Annotated in this window: 12 protein-coding genes; 4 read left to right on the top strand and 8 right to left on the bottom strand. The window is 60.0% G+C overall.

The window, feature by feature from the left end; translation table 11 throughout:
* Positions 1 to 36 precede the first annotated feature (36 nt).
* On the top strand, positions 37 to 897 hold the full coding sequence (locus AC24GY_RS12545; protein ID WP_487683297.1) for a helix-turn-helix transcriptional regulator: 861 nt from the start codon (positions 37 to 39) through the stop codon (positions 895 to 897).
* A 50-nt stretch (positions 898 to 947) separates the two neighbouring features.
* Positions 948 to 2,609: a DNA repair protein RecN gene (gene recN / locus AC24GY_RS12540; protein WP_487683295.1), complete on the top strand. Its 1,662-nt coding sequence runs from the start codon at positions 948 to 950 to the stop codon at positions 2,607 to 2,609.
* 2 nt (positions 2,610 to 2,611) lie between these two features.
* Here recN and AC24GY_RS12535 read toward each other — a convergent pair whose 3' ends face one another.
* From AC24GY_RS12535 to AC24GY_RS12505, 7 genes are all read right to left on the bottom strand, one after another.
* Entirely contained in the window at positions 2,612 to 2,929 is a 318-nt protein-coding gene (locus tag AC24GY_RS12535) for a hypothetical protein (RefSeq protein ID WP_422314564.1), read from the bottom strand.
* Positions 2,930 to 2,954: 25 nt separating this feature from the next.
* Positions 2,955 to 3,701 carry a fibronectin type III domain-containing protein gene (locus tag AC24GY_RS12530; RefSeq protein ID WP_487683293.1) on the bottom strand — a complete coding sequence of 249 codons (747 nt, stop codon included), beginning with the start codon at positions 3,699 to 3,701 and terminating at the stop codon, positions 2,955 to 2,957.
* A gap of 243 nt (positions 3,702 to 3,944) precedes the next feature.
* Complete coding sequence (gene galE / locus AC24GY_RS12525; RefSeq protein ID WP_487683291.1) at positions 3,945 to 4,949, bottom strand: UDP-glucose 4-epimerase GalE; 1,005 nt, start codon at positions 4,947 to 4,949, stop codon at positions 3,945 to 3,947.
* A gap of 76 nt (positions 4,950 to 5,025) precedes the next feature.
* Positions 5,026 to 5,235, bottom strand: a complete 210-nt coding sequence (locus AC24GY_RS12520) for a hypothetical protein (protein ID WP_487683289.1) — start codon at positions 5,233 to 5,235, stop codon at positions 5,026 to 5,028.
* Positions 5,232 to 8,072, bottom strand: coding sequence for a PVC-type heme-binding CxxCH protein (locus tag AC24GY_RS12515; protein WP_487683287.1), 2,841 nt, complete (start codon positions 8,070 to 8,072; stop codon positions 5,232 to 5,234). The genes AC24GY_RS12520 and AC24GY_RS12515 overlap by 4 nt, the downstream gene beginning before the upstream one ends.
* A 732-nt stretch (positions 8,073 to 8,804) precedes the next feature.
* Positions 8,805 to 9,521 carry a sulfite exporter TauE/SafE family protein gene (locus AC24GY_RS12510; RefSeq protein WP_487683285.1) on the bottom strand — a complete coding sequence of 239 codons (717 nt, stop codon included), beginning with the start codon at positions 9,519 to 9,521 and terminating at the stop codon, positions 8,805 to 8,807.
* A gap of 491 nt (positions 9,522 to 10,012) precedes the next feature.
* The gene (locus AC24GY_RS12505; RefSeq protein ID WP_487683283.1) at positions 10,013 to 11,383 is read right to left on the bottom strand and encodes a DUF4013 domain-containing protein; all 1,371 of its coding nucleotides are present in this window, start codon (positions 11,381 to 11,383) and stop codon (positions 10,013 to 10,015) included.
* Positions 11,384 to 11,491: 108 nt separating this feature from the next.
* On the opposite strand from AC24GY_RS12505, the gene AC24GY_RS12500 reads away from it, so the two are divergent.
* Together AC24GY_RS12500 and AC24GY_RS12495 are read left to right on the top strand one after the other, a co-directional pair.
* Positions 11,492 to 13,150, top strand: coding sequence for a DUF1553 domain-containing protein (locus AC24GY_RS12500; RefSeq protein WP_487683281.1), 1,659 nt, complete (start codon positions 11,492 to 11,494; stop codon positions 13,148 to 13,150).
* Between the two features lie 539 nt (positions 13,151 to 13,689).
* On the top strand, positions 13,690 to 14,976 hold the full coding sequence (locus tag AC24GY_RS12495; RefSeq protein ID WP_487683279.1) for a DUF1501 domain-containing protein: 1,287 nt from the start codon (positions 13,690 to 13,692) through the stop codon (positions 14,974 to 14,976).
* On the opposite strand, the gene AC24GY_RS12490 is transcribed toward AC24GY_RS12495, so the two are convergent.
* A complete protein-coding gene (locus AC24GY_RS12490) occupies positions 14,977 to 15,702 on the bottom strand; it encodes a c-type cytochrome (protein ID WP_487683277.1) in 726 nt (241 codons plus the stop codon).
* Between the last annotated feature and the right edge of the window lie 118 nt (positions 15,703 to 15,820).

The raw sequence follows: 15,820 nt of genomic DNA, 5'->3' as shown, positions 1-15,820 counted from the left end.
GATTCTCACGGCTGGAAACTTTCATCCTGTCCCACCATGCCAGCCACCGACCAGGCCGACTACTTTTCCAAGCAAGTCGTACGCACCCGCCGCTTCTTCCTCCCGGAATGGGAGGATCGGCAGAGCGATGCGTCGACGCTATGCCTTGTAGGCGGTGGCTGCGAATGGTGTGCCCCGGATTTCGTCATGGACCGGCAGAAATTCCCGTTTCTCGCCTTCGAGTTCGTGTCGAAGGGCCATGGCAGCGTCACGCTGGCGGATCAGACGCATGAAATAGAAGCCGGACACGCCTTTGTATTCGATTCCACCACCCCGCAGGTCATCCGCAGCTCGGCGGAGGAGCCGATGGTGAAGTACTTCTTCAATTTCACCGGCGCACGAGCGGTGAGGCTGATGAACGATCTTGATCTCTCTCCCGGCAGTGTCCTCCGCGTCACGGACGTCTCACGCGTTGACTCACTGTTCGAGGAAGTGATCGATCACGCTCTGCGCGGCGGCCGCTTTGGCCTGCGCGCAGCCTGTGCCACGCTCGAGCACGCCTTGGTGCTCTGCGCGGACTCCCGCCAGCCCGCCACCGCCAAAATGGACCCCGCGTACGCCACCTACCTGCGCTGCCGCGGTCATCTCCTTCGCAATTATCCCGTGCTCAGCAGCATCGAGCAGGCTGCCAAAGCCTGCTTCGTCTCCGCCGCCTACTTCACCCGCCTCTTCCAGCGCTACGACACCGAGACCCCGCTCGCCTGCCTCACCCGCCTCAAGCTCTCCCAGGCCGCCATCAAACTCCGCCAGCCCGATGCCTTGGTCAAAGGCGTCGCCGCCGAGCTCGGTTACAAATCCGCCGCACATTTTTCGCGCGCTTTTAAAGCATGGAGTGGAAGATCGCCTCGCGGTGGTTGAAATGAGAAAAGAACAATGCATGTTCATTTGTCCACCATTTCATTCAACCCATGCTTTCCTTCCTCAAAATCCGCAATCTGGCCCTCGTTGAAGACGTGACTTGGGAGCTGGCCGCTGGTCTCATCGGCGTGACGGGGGAGACGGGCGCTGGCAAATCCATCATCGTCGGTGCCTTGAAGCTGATCCTTGGAGAAAGAGCTGACCGCAGCCTGATTCGCAATGGCCAGGACGCCTGCACCGTGGAGGCCGGTTTCCACCTCAAAGACACCCGCGCCATCGATGCTGTGCTGGAAGAAGCCGGCTTGGAGCCCTGCCAGGACGGCGAACTCCTCATCAAACGCGCCATCAGCACCAGCGGAGCCAACAAACAGTTCGTCAACTGCTCCCCGGTCACCATTCAGGTCCTCAAAAGCCTCGGCGAATTCCTCGTCGATCTCCACGGCCCCCACGATCATCAGTCCCTCAATTCCAAGGACCGCCAGCTCGAGATGCTCGACAAGTATGCCAGCGTTGAGGAGTTGCTGGGCAAATACCAGGACACCTGGAAGCTCTGGCGCGCCGCCGTCACCGAACTCGATGAACTCGAAAACTCCGAGCGCGCCAGCAGCCAGCAGATCGACATGCTCAAGTTCCAGGCGAACGAAATCGCTTCCGCAAACTTGAAGCCGGGCGAGGAAGAGGAAATCGAATCCCGTCACCGCATCGCTGCCAACGGCGCACGTCTCGCCGAACTCTGCGGCAGCATCACCGGCCGCCTCAGCGAAGGTGAAGGCAGTGTGATCGATGGCCTGCGCGAGATCAGCCGCAGCATCCACGAACTGGAAAAGATCGATCCCGCCACCGCCACGATGTTCGAAGGCTTCAAGTCCGCCCAAATCGAACTCACCGAGCTCGAAAGCAGCGTGCAGGATTACGCCGATGATCTCGAGATCGACGCCGCCGAACTCGACAAGCTCGAAAGCCGCATTCACACCATCCAGACCCTCAAGCGCAAGTACGGCCGCACCATCGCCGAAATCCTGGAGTTCCTCGCCGAAACCGAGCGCAAACTCGCCCGGATGGAAAACCGCGGCGAAGAAATCGCCAAGCTCCAAAAGCTCGTCAAAGAACGCGAGGCGGACGTGCTGAAACTCGGCAAACAAATCTCCAAAAAGCGCAACGATGCCGCCCCTAAGCTCGCCAAAGAAGTCGCCTCCCACCTCCTCGATCTCGGCTTCAAACGCAGCGTCTTCGAGGCCCAGCTTGCCGTCCTCCCTTCACCCGAACGCAACGGCCTCGAAGAAGTCGACTTCCACTTCGCACCCAATCCCGGCGAGCCCTCCAAACCTCTCCGCCTCACCGCCTCCAGCGGCGAAATGTCCCGCGTCCTTCTCGCGGTGAAAAGCGCCCTCGCAAAGCAGGACGCCGTGCCCCTCCTCGTCTTCGACGAAATCGACGCCAACGTCGGCGGCAACATCGCCGAAGCCGTCGGCCGCAAAATGGCCGCACTGGGCACGACTCATCAGGTCATCGCCATCACCCACTTCCCACAGGTGGCCTCCCTGGCGAAGAGCCACTTCGTGGTTACAAAGGAGATCACCGGCAACACCACGCGCTCACAGATTCAGGCTGTGAGCGATGAACAACGCGTCGATGAACTCGCACGCATGCTCGGCGGCAGCGCCGACAGCGCGCGCGTTCATGCGCTCAGTTTGCTCAAAGGCGCGGCGTGAGCTCACGCAAAGATGACTGCCATCCGCGGCGGGCGGCCCTTCACCCGGCTCAGCGTGGCACGCAGGGCCAGTGAGCCCAGCTGCGTCTGCGGGTTCCACCCTTTGGGGGCCTTTTTCCCCGTGCTGGTCCACGGCATTCCGTCCGTGATCCATTGCTGGCGAAAATCATCGTAGCTCACACCTTTGTCATCGTCAGTCACGCCAAACTGGAAGCCGCAGCAGGCGCAGATTTCCATCGATGCGCCTCCGGTTCGGTTTCTCGGCGGCTCAGCGAGCTTGTCATAGCCACATACGGGGCAGAAATTGAGGTTGTTTTTCATGGTTGGTTTTTTGGAAGGGGCGTTCTCAGCGCGGAGAAAAGCGGAGGTCAGCCGCTTGCACGGTTCTCCCGGGCTGGCGCTGCCAGTAGCTGGGGGTGTCCGGCTTGAAGAAGGTCTTGGTCTTGCCAGCGCCGTTGTACGCACCAAATACGCGCGTGGCGGGATCAAAGACGCGAAGCGTTCTGTCCGTGTCGTCCAGCTTCATCGGCAGGTTTTCAGCGCGGGCGCGCTGCAGGAAGGCCCAGGCCTTTGCCGCGTAGTCATCGGGCGATTTGCTGGAGAAGTCGCCGCCATGTCGCTCAAAATGATCCTGCAGTGAATCAAGGTGCCCCCAGGTCTGTCGAGTCGGCGGGGCCTGCTGAGAAACTGCAGCAGGAGCCTCCTTCTTGTCCGGAGTGATGACATTCAGCACACGCCGGATCAGCGAGGGCTGCGGTGCCGCCGCAGGCGCTCCGCCGGCCGTCGTGAAGCTCCCTGAGGCAAGCTTGGCTCGCGCGCTGCCCACACTGAAATAATACGTCGTGGCCGGTGTCAGCGATTCCAGTTGCAGGGTGTGATCACGCGTCACCGCACCTTCGGCCTTGCGGTCCAGCGTTGCGGGATTCAGGCCAAACTGCAGCCGCGTGCCGCATTCCACATCCGTGCGCCATTGAATCGTGGCGGTGTTGGCCGTGGTTCTTGCCTGCGGTCCCCCGATCAATTCCACAGCATGAAGCAGCGTGCCGCTAAGGCACGCGATGATGGCGACCAACCCATTAACAACTGCTCTCATTTAAAGTGTGAAACCAAGTGAATCTATAGTGCGACAGTCTTAAGTGAAGACCGTTCAAACTACATATCGCATGTGACATTCTTCATGCGCTCATCTAATTGATGAGTCAATACACTCCCTCAGATCTATTAGATCCGCTCTAGTTAAAGGGTTTATTTAGGCGCGGTAGGCTCAACGCCCATTTTTGTCGGCAGTCAGAATAGTTCATCAACCACGATGGCTGAAATCTTTAATCCTTGAAAATCAAGCCGAATACCGCCCCTTCCGCTCGCCACTCATCCATCTCCAGGCAGACTCAATATGCTCCCGCGGGTCTTTGTGAGCAGCCTCCCACTGAAGAATCTCTTTAGCCATTTTAGGCTCGGCGATGAGCTCTGAGGGGTCACCCGCGCGGCGCGGGCCATAAGTGACCGGAATTTTTTTCCCCGTCACCGCTTCCGCCGTGGAGATGATTTCTTTGACGCTGAACCCACGGCCCGTGCCGAGATTCACCGCGACGGTGTCACCACCCTTGCGCAGATAATTCAATGCCAGCGCATGCGCCGAAGCCAGATCACACACGTGGATGTAGTCGCGGATGCACGTGCCATCCGGCGTCGCGTAGTCCGTGCCAAACACGGTGATGTTCTCGATCTCCCCCGTGGCAGCCATCAGGATGCGCGGGATCAGGTGGGTCTCCGGATTGTGGTCTTCACCGATTTCACCACTCGGGTGGCAGCCGCTCGCATTGAAGTAGCGCAGAAAGACAGACTTCAGTCCCCACGCATGGCCGCAGTCTCGCAGCACACGCTCCAGCATCCATTTGCTCGCACCGTAGGGATTCACCGGCGCCTGCGGATGAGATTCATCAATGGGGATGCGCACCGGGTCGCCATAGGTCGCGCAGGTGGAGGAAAAAATGAAGCGCTTGCAGCCATGGCGCTGCATCGTTTCCAGCAGCGTCAGCGGCGCGGCGAGATTGTTCCGGTAATACTTGAGCGGATCCGTCACCGACTCCCCGACATACGCAAAAGCCGCGAAATGCAGCACCGCTTCCGGCTTGTGTTCGGTGAAGAGCTTTTCCATCAGCGCCGCGTCGGACATGTCCCCTTCCACAAAAGCCACCCGGTCCATCGGCAGCGCCTCCCGATGCCCGAAGACAAGGTTGTCCAGCACTACCACCCGCTCGTTTTGTTCGAGCAAATGACGAACAGTATGCGAGCCGATGTATCCTGCGCCGCCAGTGATGAGAAGTGTTCCTTGTGACATTCGGGAAATACAGCAGCCGTAGAGCCCGCTGCCAAACAAAGATTGTCTTAAAATAGCCTGAGCCAATGGCCCGAGGCTACTTTTCCTCCTGCCGCTTCTGTTCCATGGCCGCCTTCAAGCCGTCCATTTCCGTGCGCATCCGCTGCGTTTGCCCATTCACACGCTCCTTCAGCGTCTTCAAAACGTCCCGGCTGTTCTTGTTGAATAGCAGAAGAGCAACCATGCCCAGAAACAGCAGCCAACCAGGGCCAAATTGGAATTTGCGACTGGAAGTTGGCGTGCTCATGGCGCTTTAGGCAGTGGAACCTGCACCGGATGCATCAAATACGCAATCAGATCACGCACCTGTTCCGGCTGGAAGGCCAGCAGCAATCCCTCAGGCATCATGGAGAGTGGCGAGGTCTCCTGTTTCACGATGTCCGCACGGTCCAGTGTCAGGGTTTCCGTCATCGTGCGCAGCGTCAGCGTGCGTGCGTTCGATTCCGTCACCACACCGCTCAGCACCCGGCCATCCTTGTGCGTCAGCAGGCTCATGCGGAAGTCCGCACTCACCACCCCGCTCGGATCCGCGATGTTTTCCAGCAGGTAGTCCAAGTTCGCACGGCCTGAGCCCGTCAGATCCGGCCCGATCTTCCCGCCCTGCCCGTACATGGCGTGGCAGGCGCCGCAGATGGCAGTGAAAAGCATGCGCCCCTGGCTCAGGTTCGCCTTCGCCAGCGTTGCCGGCGTCAGCTGCTTCTTCACCTTTTCGATCAGCTCCTTTTTATCAGCCGCAGACTCACGCAGCTCGCCCCACACCTCCACCAGTTGCTTGGACAGCGCTTCATCTTTGAAGGCGTTGATCTGGCGGGCATGGAAGGCCGTCAAATCAGCGCGCGGGATCTTTCCCGCCGCCATGTCTTTCAGCAGCGCTTTGGCAAAGCTGGGCCGCGAAACCAGCGTGTCGATCACCGTTGGCCGTTCTGCCGGTCCAAATTTGCGATAGCTCGCCGCCAGCTTCTGCCCGATCTCAGGATCATCAAACAAGGCCAGTCCGCGCACCGCGATCACGTTGAGCCCGCGCACCTCCAGCAACTGCGTGCAGATCGCCCGCAGATCATCCGGACGGTTTTCAATCAGCGTCTTCAGCGCCGACTCACGCGCCGAAAGATCAGCCTTCTCATCCAGCGCCATCTTCTTCACATCATCCAGCGCCCGCCCATCACCAAACAGAATGCTCAATTCCTGGATGTACGTAGTTCGGGCTTTAGCCCGTTCCGGATCAGCTGTGTGTATTGTAGTCCCGGCTTTAGCCGGTTCTGGTGAGCCTGCCGCCAGCTTTACAAACCCATCCCACGCCTCCGGCTTCGCCGCCTTCCGGATGCCCTTGAACGCATCCGCCATTCCACCCAGAATATCTTCCACCTGCCCGGCTTTCGCCTGCCCCAGCAGCGCATTCAGCGCCTCCGGCTGTGTCGCCAGACTCCGTGCCATCCAGCGCAGCGTCTTCGACCACGTGCAATCTTTCGCCAGTGCCACAAGTGACTGCGGATCTTCCTTCGCCAGCGGACTGATGCCATACCACACCAGATAAGGCAGAAACGGATCATTCGCGTCTTCCGCATGCGCCAGCAGCGCCGCACCCATCGCCGCACGCTTGGCCACCGGCAGCCGCTGGAGCGTGGAAGCCAGCGTCAGTCTCACAAAAGAAGACTTGTCCTCCTTCGCGAGTTTCACCGCATCAAATCCCAGCTCCGGATAAACCGCATGAGGCATCGGGCCGGTGATCGCATCCAGCGGCGAGAACTGCGTCAGCTCACGGATCGCCAAAGCACGCGCGTGCTCGTCACTCGAATTCAGATCCGCCTTCGGCCACGCCTTGCGCCACGCAAAAGGCTTCTCCGGCTTCTTCACCTCCCCATAGCTGACTCTGAAAATCCTCCCGCTGGTGCGGTGCACACCCGTCGAGTCATGACATTCACCGGTATCACTCCAGTCCAGAATGAAACCGCTGCCATCTGGGCCCGTGCTGATCTCGATCCCACGAAACCACGGATCATCGCTCAGAAAAACATCCGGCTCATGCTTGCCCACATAGCCGCTGCCATTGCGCTCCAGCCGTTCCACATTCGCACGCCGCCCATGCATGTTCAGCGTGAAGAGCTTGTTCCGATATTCCGCCGGCCACTGCTCCGCCTGGTAAATCATCATCCCGATGTGCGCGTGTCCGCCACCGAGGCTGTTCGCCTTGCCATCACGGGACGCCGTCCAGCTCCCACTGCGGTCGTAGTGATAATGATCCGCGATGGTGTCCAGCTTCTCATACACAAAGGGATTCTCCTTGCTGGAGTCCACGAGATGCGCCCCATGCATCAGATGCCACAGATGACCTGTCACCGTGTTGATGAAGAACATCTCCCCGTTCGCATCCCAGTCATGCCCCCACGGATTCGTCGTGCCATGCGTCAGCACTTCCACAATCTTCTTCTCAGGATGGTAGCGCCAGATCCCGCCCTTCATCGGCACCCGCTGATCATCCGGCGTGCCGGGAATGCCCAGCCTGCCGGGGCACGAGTGCCCGCAGCGGCCATAGAGCCAGCCATCAGGACCAAAGCGTAGTCCATTGGCAAAATTGTGGTAGTTGTCCTTCGCCACGGTGAAGCCATCGATCACCACCTCCGGCTCACCATCCGGGATGTCATCATGGTTGCGGTCAGGAATAAAAAGCACCTGCGGCGGGCACATCAGCCACACCCCATCACGGCCCACCTCCACGCTTGTCAGCATCTGCACATCCTCGGTGAAGACCTTGCGCGTTTCAGCCACTCCATCCCAGTCCTTGTCCTCGAGAATGATCACCCGGTCCTTCAGCCCCAGGTCAAATCGCTTCACCCGCTCCGCATACGTGTAGTTCTCCGCCACCCACATGCGCCCGCGTGCATCCCACGACAGTCCGATCGGATTCTGCACATCCGGCTCCGCCGCAAACAGCGTCGCCTTAAATCCCTTCGGCAGCTTCAGCATCTTCAATGCCTCCTTCGCCGGCGTCGGCTGCGGATTCCCCGGATCACTGTTGTAAAGCGCCGGAAAATCAGCGGCGGATGCGAACGAAGTGAGAACGAGGGCGAGCAGGACAGGCTTCATGGGAACCGAAGCGTATTGCGAACTGATAATCTGACAACATACTCCAATAATAAATTAAGGGCGTGAAGGGCCGCTCGGGTAAGAACCGTCATCGCGGAATGGACCGCCGCAGGCCAAAGCGTCCCGGAGCGCGGACTTCCAGTTCGTCTCTGGCCTCCCGAATAACTTCCGCTGTGACCCTCCCTTCCACCATCAAGCCGACTTGAGTTCAGGTGCTCTGCGAAAATTGCCTTCTTCTTCGAACCACGACATCGCAAACCCAGCTTAAGTTTTGTAGTTCCGCCTTCAGGCGGTTCTGGACGAACGGCCACAGCGTCACGCCTCCCGAATAACCTCTATTGTTACCCACCTTTCCACATTCTAGCCGCCTTGAGTTCAGGCGCTTCGTAGCCTTGGCTTAGAAGGCAGCACTCCGCTTGCACCCGTGTCTCCGCACGACTCTCCAGCATCTCGACCTCCAGCGTGGCGCCTTGCTGAACCGCCTTGTCTGACTGCCACCATCTTCCACCACTCCGCTCCGCCGCTCACCAGCCCTGAAGGGGCTGAGGAGTCAGCCCAGGGTCAGCCGAGCCTTGGCGAGGCGACCCTGGGTTAGAATCAAACGACCAGGAAGCAAACCCAGCACCCCGTCTCACCCACCTTCTACCAGCAGCGTCTGCAAAGAGCTCCGCAGCAGCATTCGAGTGCCGCTATCTCCAACACCCACGATCAATGCCAAATATTTCTCTAACCTCACCCCCGGATCAACCACACCGCCGCAAACGCCGTCAGCCAGAATAAAACATTCTCAAACACCTTCTGCGGCAGCCGTTTCAAAATCCACCACCCCAGCACCACCCCCAGCACCACACACGGCATCAAGGTCAGGTTTGTCATCAGCGACCTCGGATTGATGATCCCCAGATCCGTGCTGAACGGCACCTTGAACAAATTAATAAACAGGAAGAATCGGCTGAACACCCCCAGGTGCTCCTTCTTCTCCAAATGCTGCGCCAGAAGATAGACCGTCATCACCGGCCCCGCCGCATTGGCCAGCATCGTCACTACACCGGCCAGAAACCCCATCGACCACGTGAACACCTTGTGCTCGGTCAGCGCCAGAAAGTCCTGCCTCCTCTTGTTCAACAACCAGTTAAAGACCAGCAGCAGAATGATGATCCAGCCGATCACGATGCGGGCCATCGAATTGTCAAATCGGCCAAGCAGGAACCACCCCACCACCACCCCCGCAATCGCCGGCGGCACCATCGGCACAATGCGCCTCCAGCTCCCGCCCTTGCGGTTGATGATGTAGCCCATGAAATCCGCTGCGATCAGCATCGGCAGAATCACCCCCACCGACTGCTTCGCGCCAAAGATCTGCGCCATCAAAACCACGTTCAGCGTCGAAGTCCCCGCCAGCCCCGCCTTCGACATCCCGATGCACATCGCCCCCAGCGCCGCGAGCACGAGCGACCACACATCGGCGGGCAGAAGAGTGTGGTCAGTGAGCCAGGTCATGGGGGCAGGACGAATGCCCCATGCCGGATAACCGACAAGCCCAGATTCAACGTCTCAGCACTTTTCCAAGACTCCGACAAACAGTTGCAGCCCCAGCGTGGCGTGGTCCACACATTCCATGTGCGGTTCCCAGCGCGTACAACTGTCCATCAGCCGCACAGAGTCCTCGAAACATACCTCCCGCCTTGAAGGCCAACGGCCTTCCGTAATTAAGCCCAGGGATGCCGAGCTTTAGCGAGTGCTTCCCTGGGTTATCGCGCCCCACCTCCGGGAAGCAAACCCAGCGCCTCCTTCACACACCGCGTTCTCCAGCAGCGTACTCATCGCAGCACCGCCACAATGTCACTGCGTCCCCGCATCTCCACTTCACCTCCATCTCTCCCATTCCCCAACAATTGTAACCCACCGTCAACAACCGTAAACCACTGCAAACTCCCTCCCTATAGCGCCATCAACGGCGCAGGCACCAGAAACGCATGCTGCTCCAGCAAACTCCACGCCCCGTTCCAGGATAGATACGGTGTGAAATACACCACCAGCGTGTAAGCCAGCGCCACCGGCACAATCCCCAGCCGCGCCATCCACCTCGGAAACCAATGCCTTGGCTGCTCACGCCTCGTCGCCCGGCTCATCGCCCATCCCGTCAGCACCCGCGCCGGAAAGATGAAAATCACAAACAGCAGACTCGGCAGCCACGCCAGCTCACGCGGCGTCAGCTCAATCTTCAGCAAATACAACGGCACCGCAAACAGCAGCGTGATGAGGAGCGCAAACCAAAACGCCAGCGGCGCCCGCAGAAACAACCGCCGCACCTCACGCAGCTCAAACAGCGCGCTGAACCGGTCCGTCTGCGCGAAATGCGCTTGCAAAAATGGCAGATGAATCGCCACCACCAGCAGCAGCACCCCGCCCAGCAGCGAGAGCAGTACCGAGCCGCCCACCGGCAGACGCGTGGCACCCAGCAGGATGCCCACCGGAACAATCAGCCACACCAGCGCTCCCACAAACCCGCGCAGGCCCAGCCAGAAATAAAACGGCAGCCGCAGCCCGATAATATAGCCGGTGATCATGCCCTGAAGATTGTCAAACTTCCCCGGCGTGCTCAGCCAGCGTTTGAAGCGCAGCGGCTGCGGCCACAAAAAATGCCGCAGCTTCCCGCCGCGCACGCAGGCCCACACAATGTGCGCCAGCGTGAGGACAATCACGACGATCAACCCCGCATGCCACCCTTTGGCAATCCCGCTTCCGGGAGCGATCAGTTCAGCATCCTTCCACATCGTGGACAGCAGCCGCGCCGGCCACACCACCAGCCAGATCCCAGCCGCGATGCTGCCAAGAACGGCAGCCTTCCTCACACCAATGAAACCATCACGAAAGCGCCCGGTCCGCGCTATCGTCCCGCTCACATTCAGCAGGTAGCCCAAACTCAGAAAATTCAACACCGGAACCACCGAGCAAGCGGCCACCAAAACAAGCAGCGCAGCCAGCCCAAAAAGCCAGTCCAGCCCCGAGCCCACCTTCTGCAAAAAGCCCCGCTTCTCCACCACCAGTACAGTGGGATTCGGGCTATAATGCGGCTCCACTGAAAGCGCGTATTGTAGTCCCGCCTTTAGGCGGTCCGGCTCCCCCTGACTCACGCCACCTCTCGCCTCTTCGCCCACTCCAGGTTCGTACTGTAGTTCCGCCTTGAGGCGGTCCGGGCCGCTCCGGTTTGTCTCTGAGCCAGCCAGCGTCGGCGGCACCCCTGCTTCCTCCACATCCACAGGCAGGGGAGGGGGCAGGGCAGTGGGCAGCAGCGGAGGTTCGGACATGCAGGAAGCCGTATGAAAGTCGGCTCCCGGCAAATTGTTGCAAAGTTCCTCAGGAAACCAATGTTGGCTTCGCGTGTTACAAGACAGGCTCGAACGCAGCCTCCCGTCATGAATTCCGCTCCTTCCTCCTCCAGCTGGCTTCTCTGGCTGCGCAATGCCCTCATCCTGGCTGCACTGTCAGCAGGTGCCTTTTGGGGCGTGGCGGAACTGCTGACCCCTCCGGTGGCCGCCACGGGAAGCGCCCCACGGTTGCCCAAAACGCAGCTGGAGGACATCCAACGCGCAGCGCAGGCGGTGGACGCAGATTTCCAAAAGGCCTGGGCACAGCAAGCACTGAATCCCGTGGGAAAAACGGATGATCTCACCCTCGTTCGACGCCTGTCCCTCGCGCTGACGGGCAGCATTCCCTCCTTGCAGGAGCTCCGCTTGCTGGAGTCGCTCAAAGGCATGGACACATCACAATGGTGGTTGTCCCACCTGCTCTCAGACCGCCGCACCAGTGACTACTTGGCCGAGCGCCTGGCCCGCGTCTATGTCGGGATCGAAAACGGCCCCTTCCTCATGTACCGTCGTCGGCGGCTGGTGGACTGGCTGAGCGATGCCATCCAGCAAAACCGCCCCTACGACCAGATCGCCCGCTCTCTGATCGATTCCAACGGGGTCTGGACCACCAATCCCGAGGTGAACTTCGTCACCGTGACGAACGAAAACAAAAAGGGGCCGGACGAGGTCAAACTGGCAGCCAAAGTCAGCCGCGCTTTTCTCGGGGGCCGCATCGACTGCGTCCAGTGCCACGACGGCAAGCTCGGCAGCACCTGGAAGCAGACCGACTTCCATCAGCTCGCCGCCTTCTTTGGTCAGGCGGACTTCAACTTGAACGGCCTGCGCGATGATCCCAAAAAGAACTACCAAGTCCGCTACCTGGGCAAAACAGAAGAGGAAAAAGTCCAGCCCGTGGTGCCCTGGAAACCAGAACTCCTGCCTGCCAAAGGTTCCCCGCGCGCCAAGCTGGCTTCCTGGGTGACGGCCAAAGACAACAAGGCATTTGCCCGTGCTTTCGTGAACCGCATGTGGGCCCTGCTATTCAACCGCCCCTTGATCGCTCCTGTGGATGAGATCCCGCTCGACGGACCTTTTCCTGCCGGCATGGAGTTGCTGGCGGATGATTTCATCTCGCACGGCTACGACATTCAGCGCCTGATCCGGGTGATCGTCGGCACGCAAGTCTTTCAGATGTCGAGTCAGTCCAGTGATCCTTCGCATCCCGTCACCACTGCGGCGGAAAACGCCTGGGCCGCTTTTCCCGTCACCCGCCTCCGCCCCGAGCAGATGGCCGGCAGCGTCATCCAGGCCGCCTCCCTCAGCACCATCGACTCCGAAGCACACGTGCTCTTCCGCATCAAACGCGACATCGACGTGGCCAATTTCGTGAAGCGCTACGGCGACTCCGGCGAGGACAATTTCGACGATGCCGGCGGCACCATTCCCCAGCGCCTCCTGCTCATGAACGGCAACATGATCACCACCAACACCGGCAACAATCCGCTCATCAACGCCAGCACCCGCATCAGCATGCTGGCCCCTGACAATGCCACGGCGGTGGAAGCCGCCTACCTCTCCATTTTCACACGTCGTCCCACTCCGGCCGAGGCCACCCACTTCACCGGCCTGCTGGCCACCTCCAAGAGCAGAAACTCCCGCAGCAGCGCCATGTCCGACCTCTACTGGACCCTCATGAACGCCACCGAGTTTTCCTGGAACCACTGAATGCCATGAAAGCTTGCCCTTCGGTCAAGAACGCCCATCGCGGAATTGAGCGCCGCATGTCAAAGCGTCTCGGAGCGCGGACTTCCAGTCCGCAGCACTCCGCGTGCATCCTTGACTCCGCAAGTCACTTCAGCATTTCAATCTCCATCGCACCATTCTGCTTACCACACACTGCGGCGATGACTTCTTCCTCTGCGCAAGCGATCTGCCGCGGACTGAAGCCTGCGCTCCAAGGGAGCCGCTGTTTCCGGCGTTCGATTGCTGCGGCACATTCCTTTAACCGAGCGGCATTCATGAACACATGCCACTCGGTCAGGAATGCCCATCCCGGCTTCAGACTCTCGCTCCCCAGCCCCAAAGGGGCTGCGGAGTTCAGCCCAGGGTCAGCCGAGCCTCAGCGAGGCGACCCTGGGTTAGGCCCAAAATTCCGGGAAGCAAACCCAGCGCTCACTTCACAAACCGCGCTTACCAGCAGCGTCTCCACGTCCCTCCGCTGCGATGAAACGTCGCCTTAGCACCCACTGCCCACGATTCATGCCATGAACACCTCCCCCTGCCACAGCCCCTCCCATCTCACCCGCCGCTCCCTCCTCCTCGGCACCGGCGTCGCAGGCGTCTCCTGGCTCACACCACTCGCCGACCTTCTCGCCGTAGAGGCTGAAAAAGGCAAACCCGCACGTTCCGTCATCCTCCTCTGGCTCGGCGGCGCCGCCTCCCAACTCGACACCTTCGACCCCCACCCCGAAACCAAAATCGGCGGCGGCGTCAAAGCCATCCCCACCGCCATCAAAGGCGTCAACTTTGCCGCCGGTCTCGAACAAACCGCCAGCGTCATGCAGGACGTCTCACTTATCCGCTCCATGGTCAGCAAGGAAGGGGACCACGAGCGCGCCTTCTACAACATCAAGACCGGCTACCGCCCCGATCCCACGCTCATTCATCCCAGCATCGGTGCCATTGTCTGCCACGAACTACCAGAATCCAAAATCGAAATCCCGACACACGTCTCCATCCTCCCCAATCAATGGCCCGCACGCGGCGGCTTCTTTGGCGCCAAATACGACGCGTTCCAAATGTACGACCCCAAGTTTCCCGTGCCCGATGTCAAAGCACGCGTGGACGACAAGCGCTTGGATCGTCGTATGGAAGGCCTGGCCGTGGTCGAGCAGGCCTTCGCACGCGGACGCGAGCCGGACATGGATCAAAACAAAACGCTCCACCAGATCTCCATGCAGCGTGCGCGGAACATGATGTCCTCCGAGCAGTTGAAAGCTTTCAACGTCAGCGATGCCCCGGCCAAAGAACTCAACGCTTATGGCGACACCCCCTTCGGGCGCGGCTGCTTCGCCGCCGTGCGCCTCATTCAAGCAGGCGTCCGCTGCGTGGAAGTCACGCTCAACGGCTGGGACACCCACGCCAACAATCTGGAAGGGCAGGCCTCTCAGGTGAAAATCCTCGACGCCGCCTACGCCTCCCTCATCCGCGACCTCAAAAAACTCGGCCTCCTCGAAAGCACCATCGTCGTCTGCGGCGGCGAGTTCGGCCGCACTCCCAAGATCAACAACGTCGGTGGTCGTGACCACTGGCCGCACGGCTTCAGCATGCTCGTCTCCGGCGGCGGCTTCGCCGGTGGCCGCGTCATCGGTGCCACCGATCCCCAGGGCGAGAAGCAAGCCCCCGAAAAACCGATGCTCGTCGAAGACCTGCACGCCACCGTACAAAACCTCCTCGGCATCGATTACAGCAAAGAAGTCATGACCCCCGTCGGCCGCCCCATGGCCCTCAGCAAAGGCGAACCCGTCAAAGAACTGCAGGCCCACGCTTGATCACCGCCCCGCGCTCTCAAACGGGCTGCCTTCGATGATCTGCTTTTTCTGTTCCTCCGGGGAGGCTGCCGCGTCGGGATTCAATGTCATGATGTAGGCCACCACGTCCCGCAGCATCTGCTCGTCTTCGATGAATGAGGTCGTGATCTGCACCATCTTCGCGCCATTCACATCATTCTTGATGGCCCCGCGTTTGCCAGATTTGAATTTCTTGAGCTGCTCCTCCAGATACCAGCCCTGACGCCCAATCAACGGCGGACTGCCAAAGGTCATCTCTCCGCTGGCATTGTACCGGTGGCATTCCATGCATCGTTCCTGAAAAAGCCGCATGCCCTCCTCGGGGTTCGTGTTGGCCATCACCCGGTCCTTGCCCACCGGCACCTTGATGGGCATCTGCTCAACATGGGCCACCACCGCCTTGATCTGCTCCGGCTGCAGCGCCTTGGCAATCGCCGCCATCATGAACGACTGCGGATCAGCCGCATCATGTCCGCGCCGGCCTTCACGCAGATTGGCAAACTGCGTGTTCACATACCACGCAGGCATCCCGGCGATGGAAGGAGATTTGAGTTCAATCTTGCCCTCTCCAGAGGTTCCGTGGCACTGTGCGCACACAGTCTGGAAGATCGTTTTCCCATCCGTGGCCTTCGTTGTGATGACGGGTTCGGTGGCATGTCCCGCTCCGATGCAGCCGAGGAGCATGAGTGCGATGTGGTGGAACTTCATGGGTCAAAAAACGCCGTAAGTTGCACACGGGTTACAACAATGCCTCCCGCCCCCGGTTTTTGCCAAATCCGACACACCCAAGGACAATTTTGTCCCACACTTGCGCCCCCTCCCTGCC

It is taken from the genome of Prosthecobacter sp. Pr1, assembly GCF_057652315.1.
This window is presented reverse-complemented; position numbering and strand designations above follow the sequence as displayed.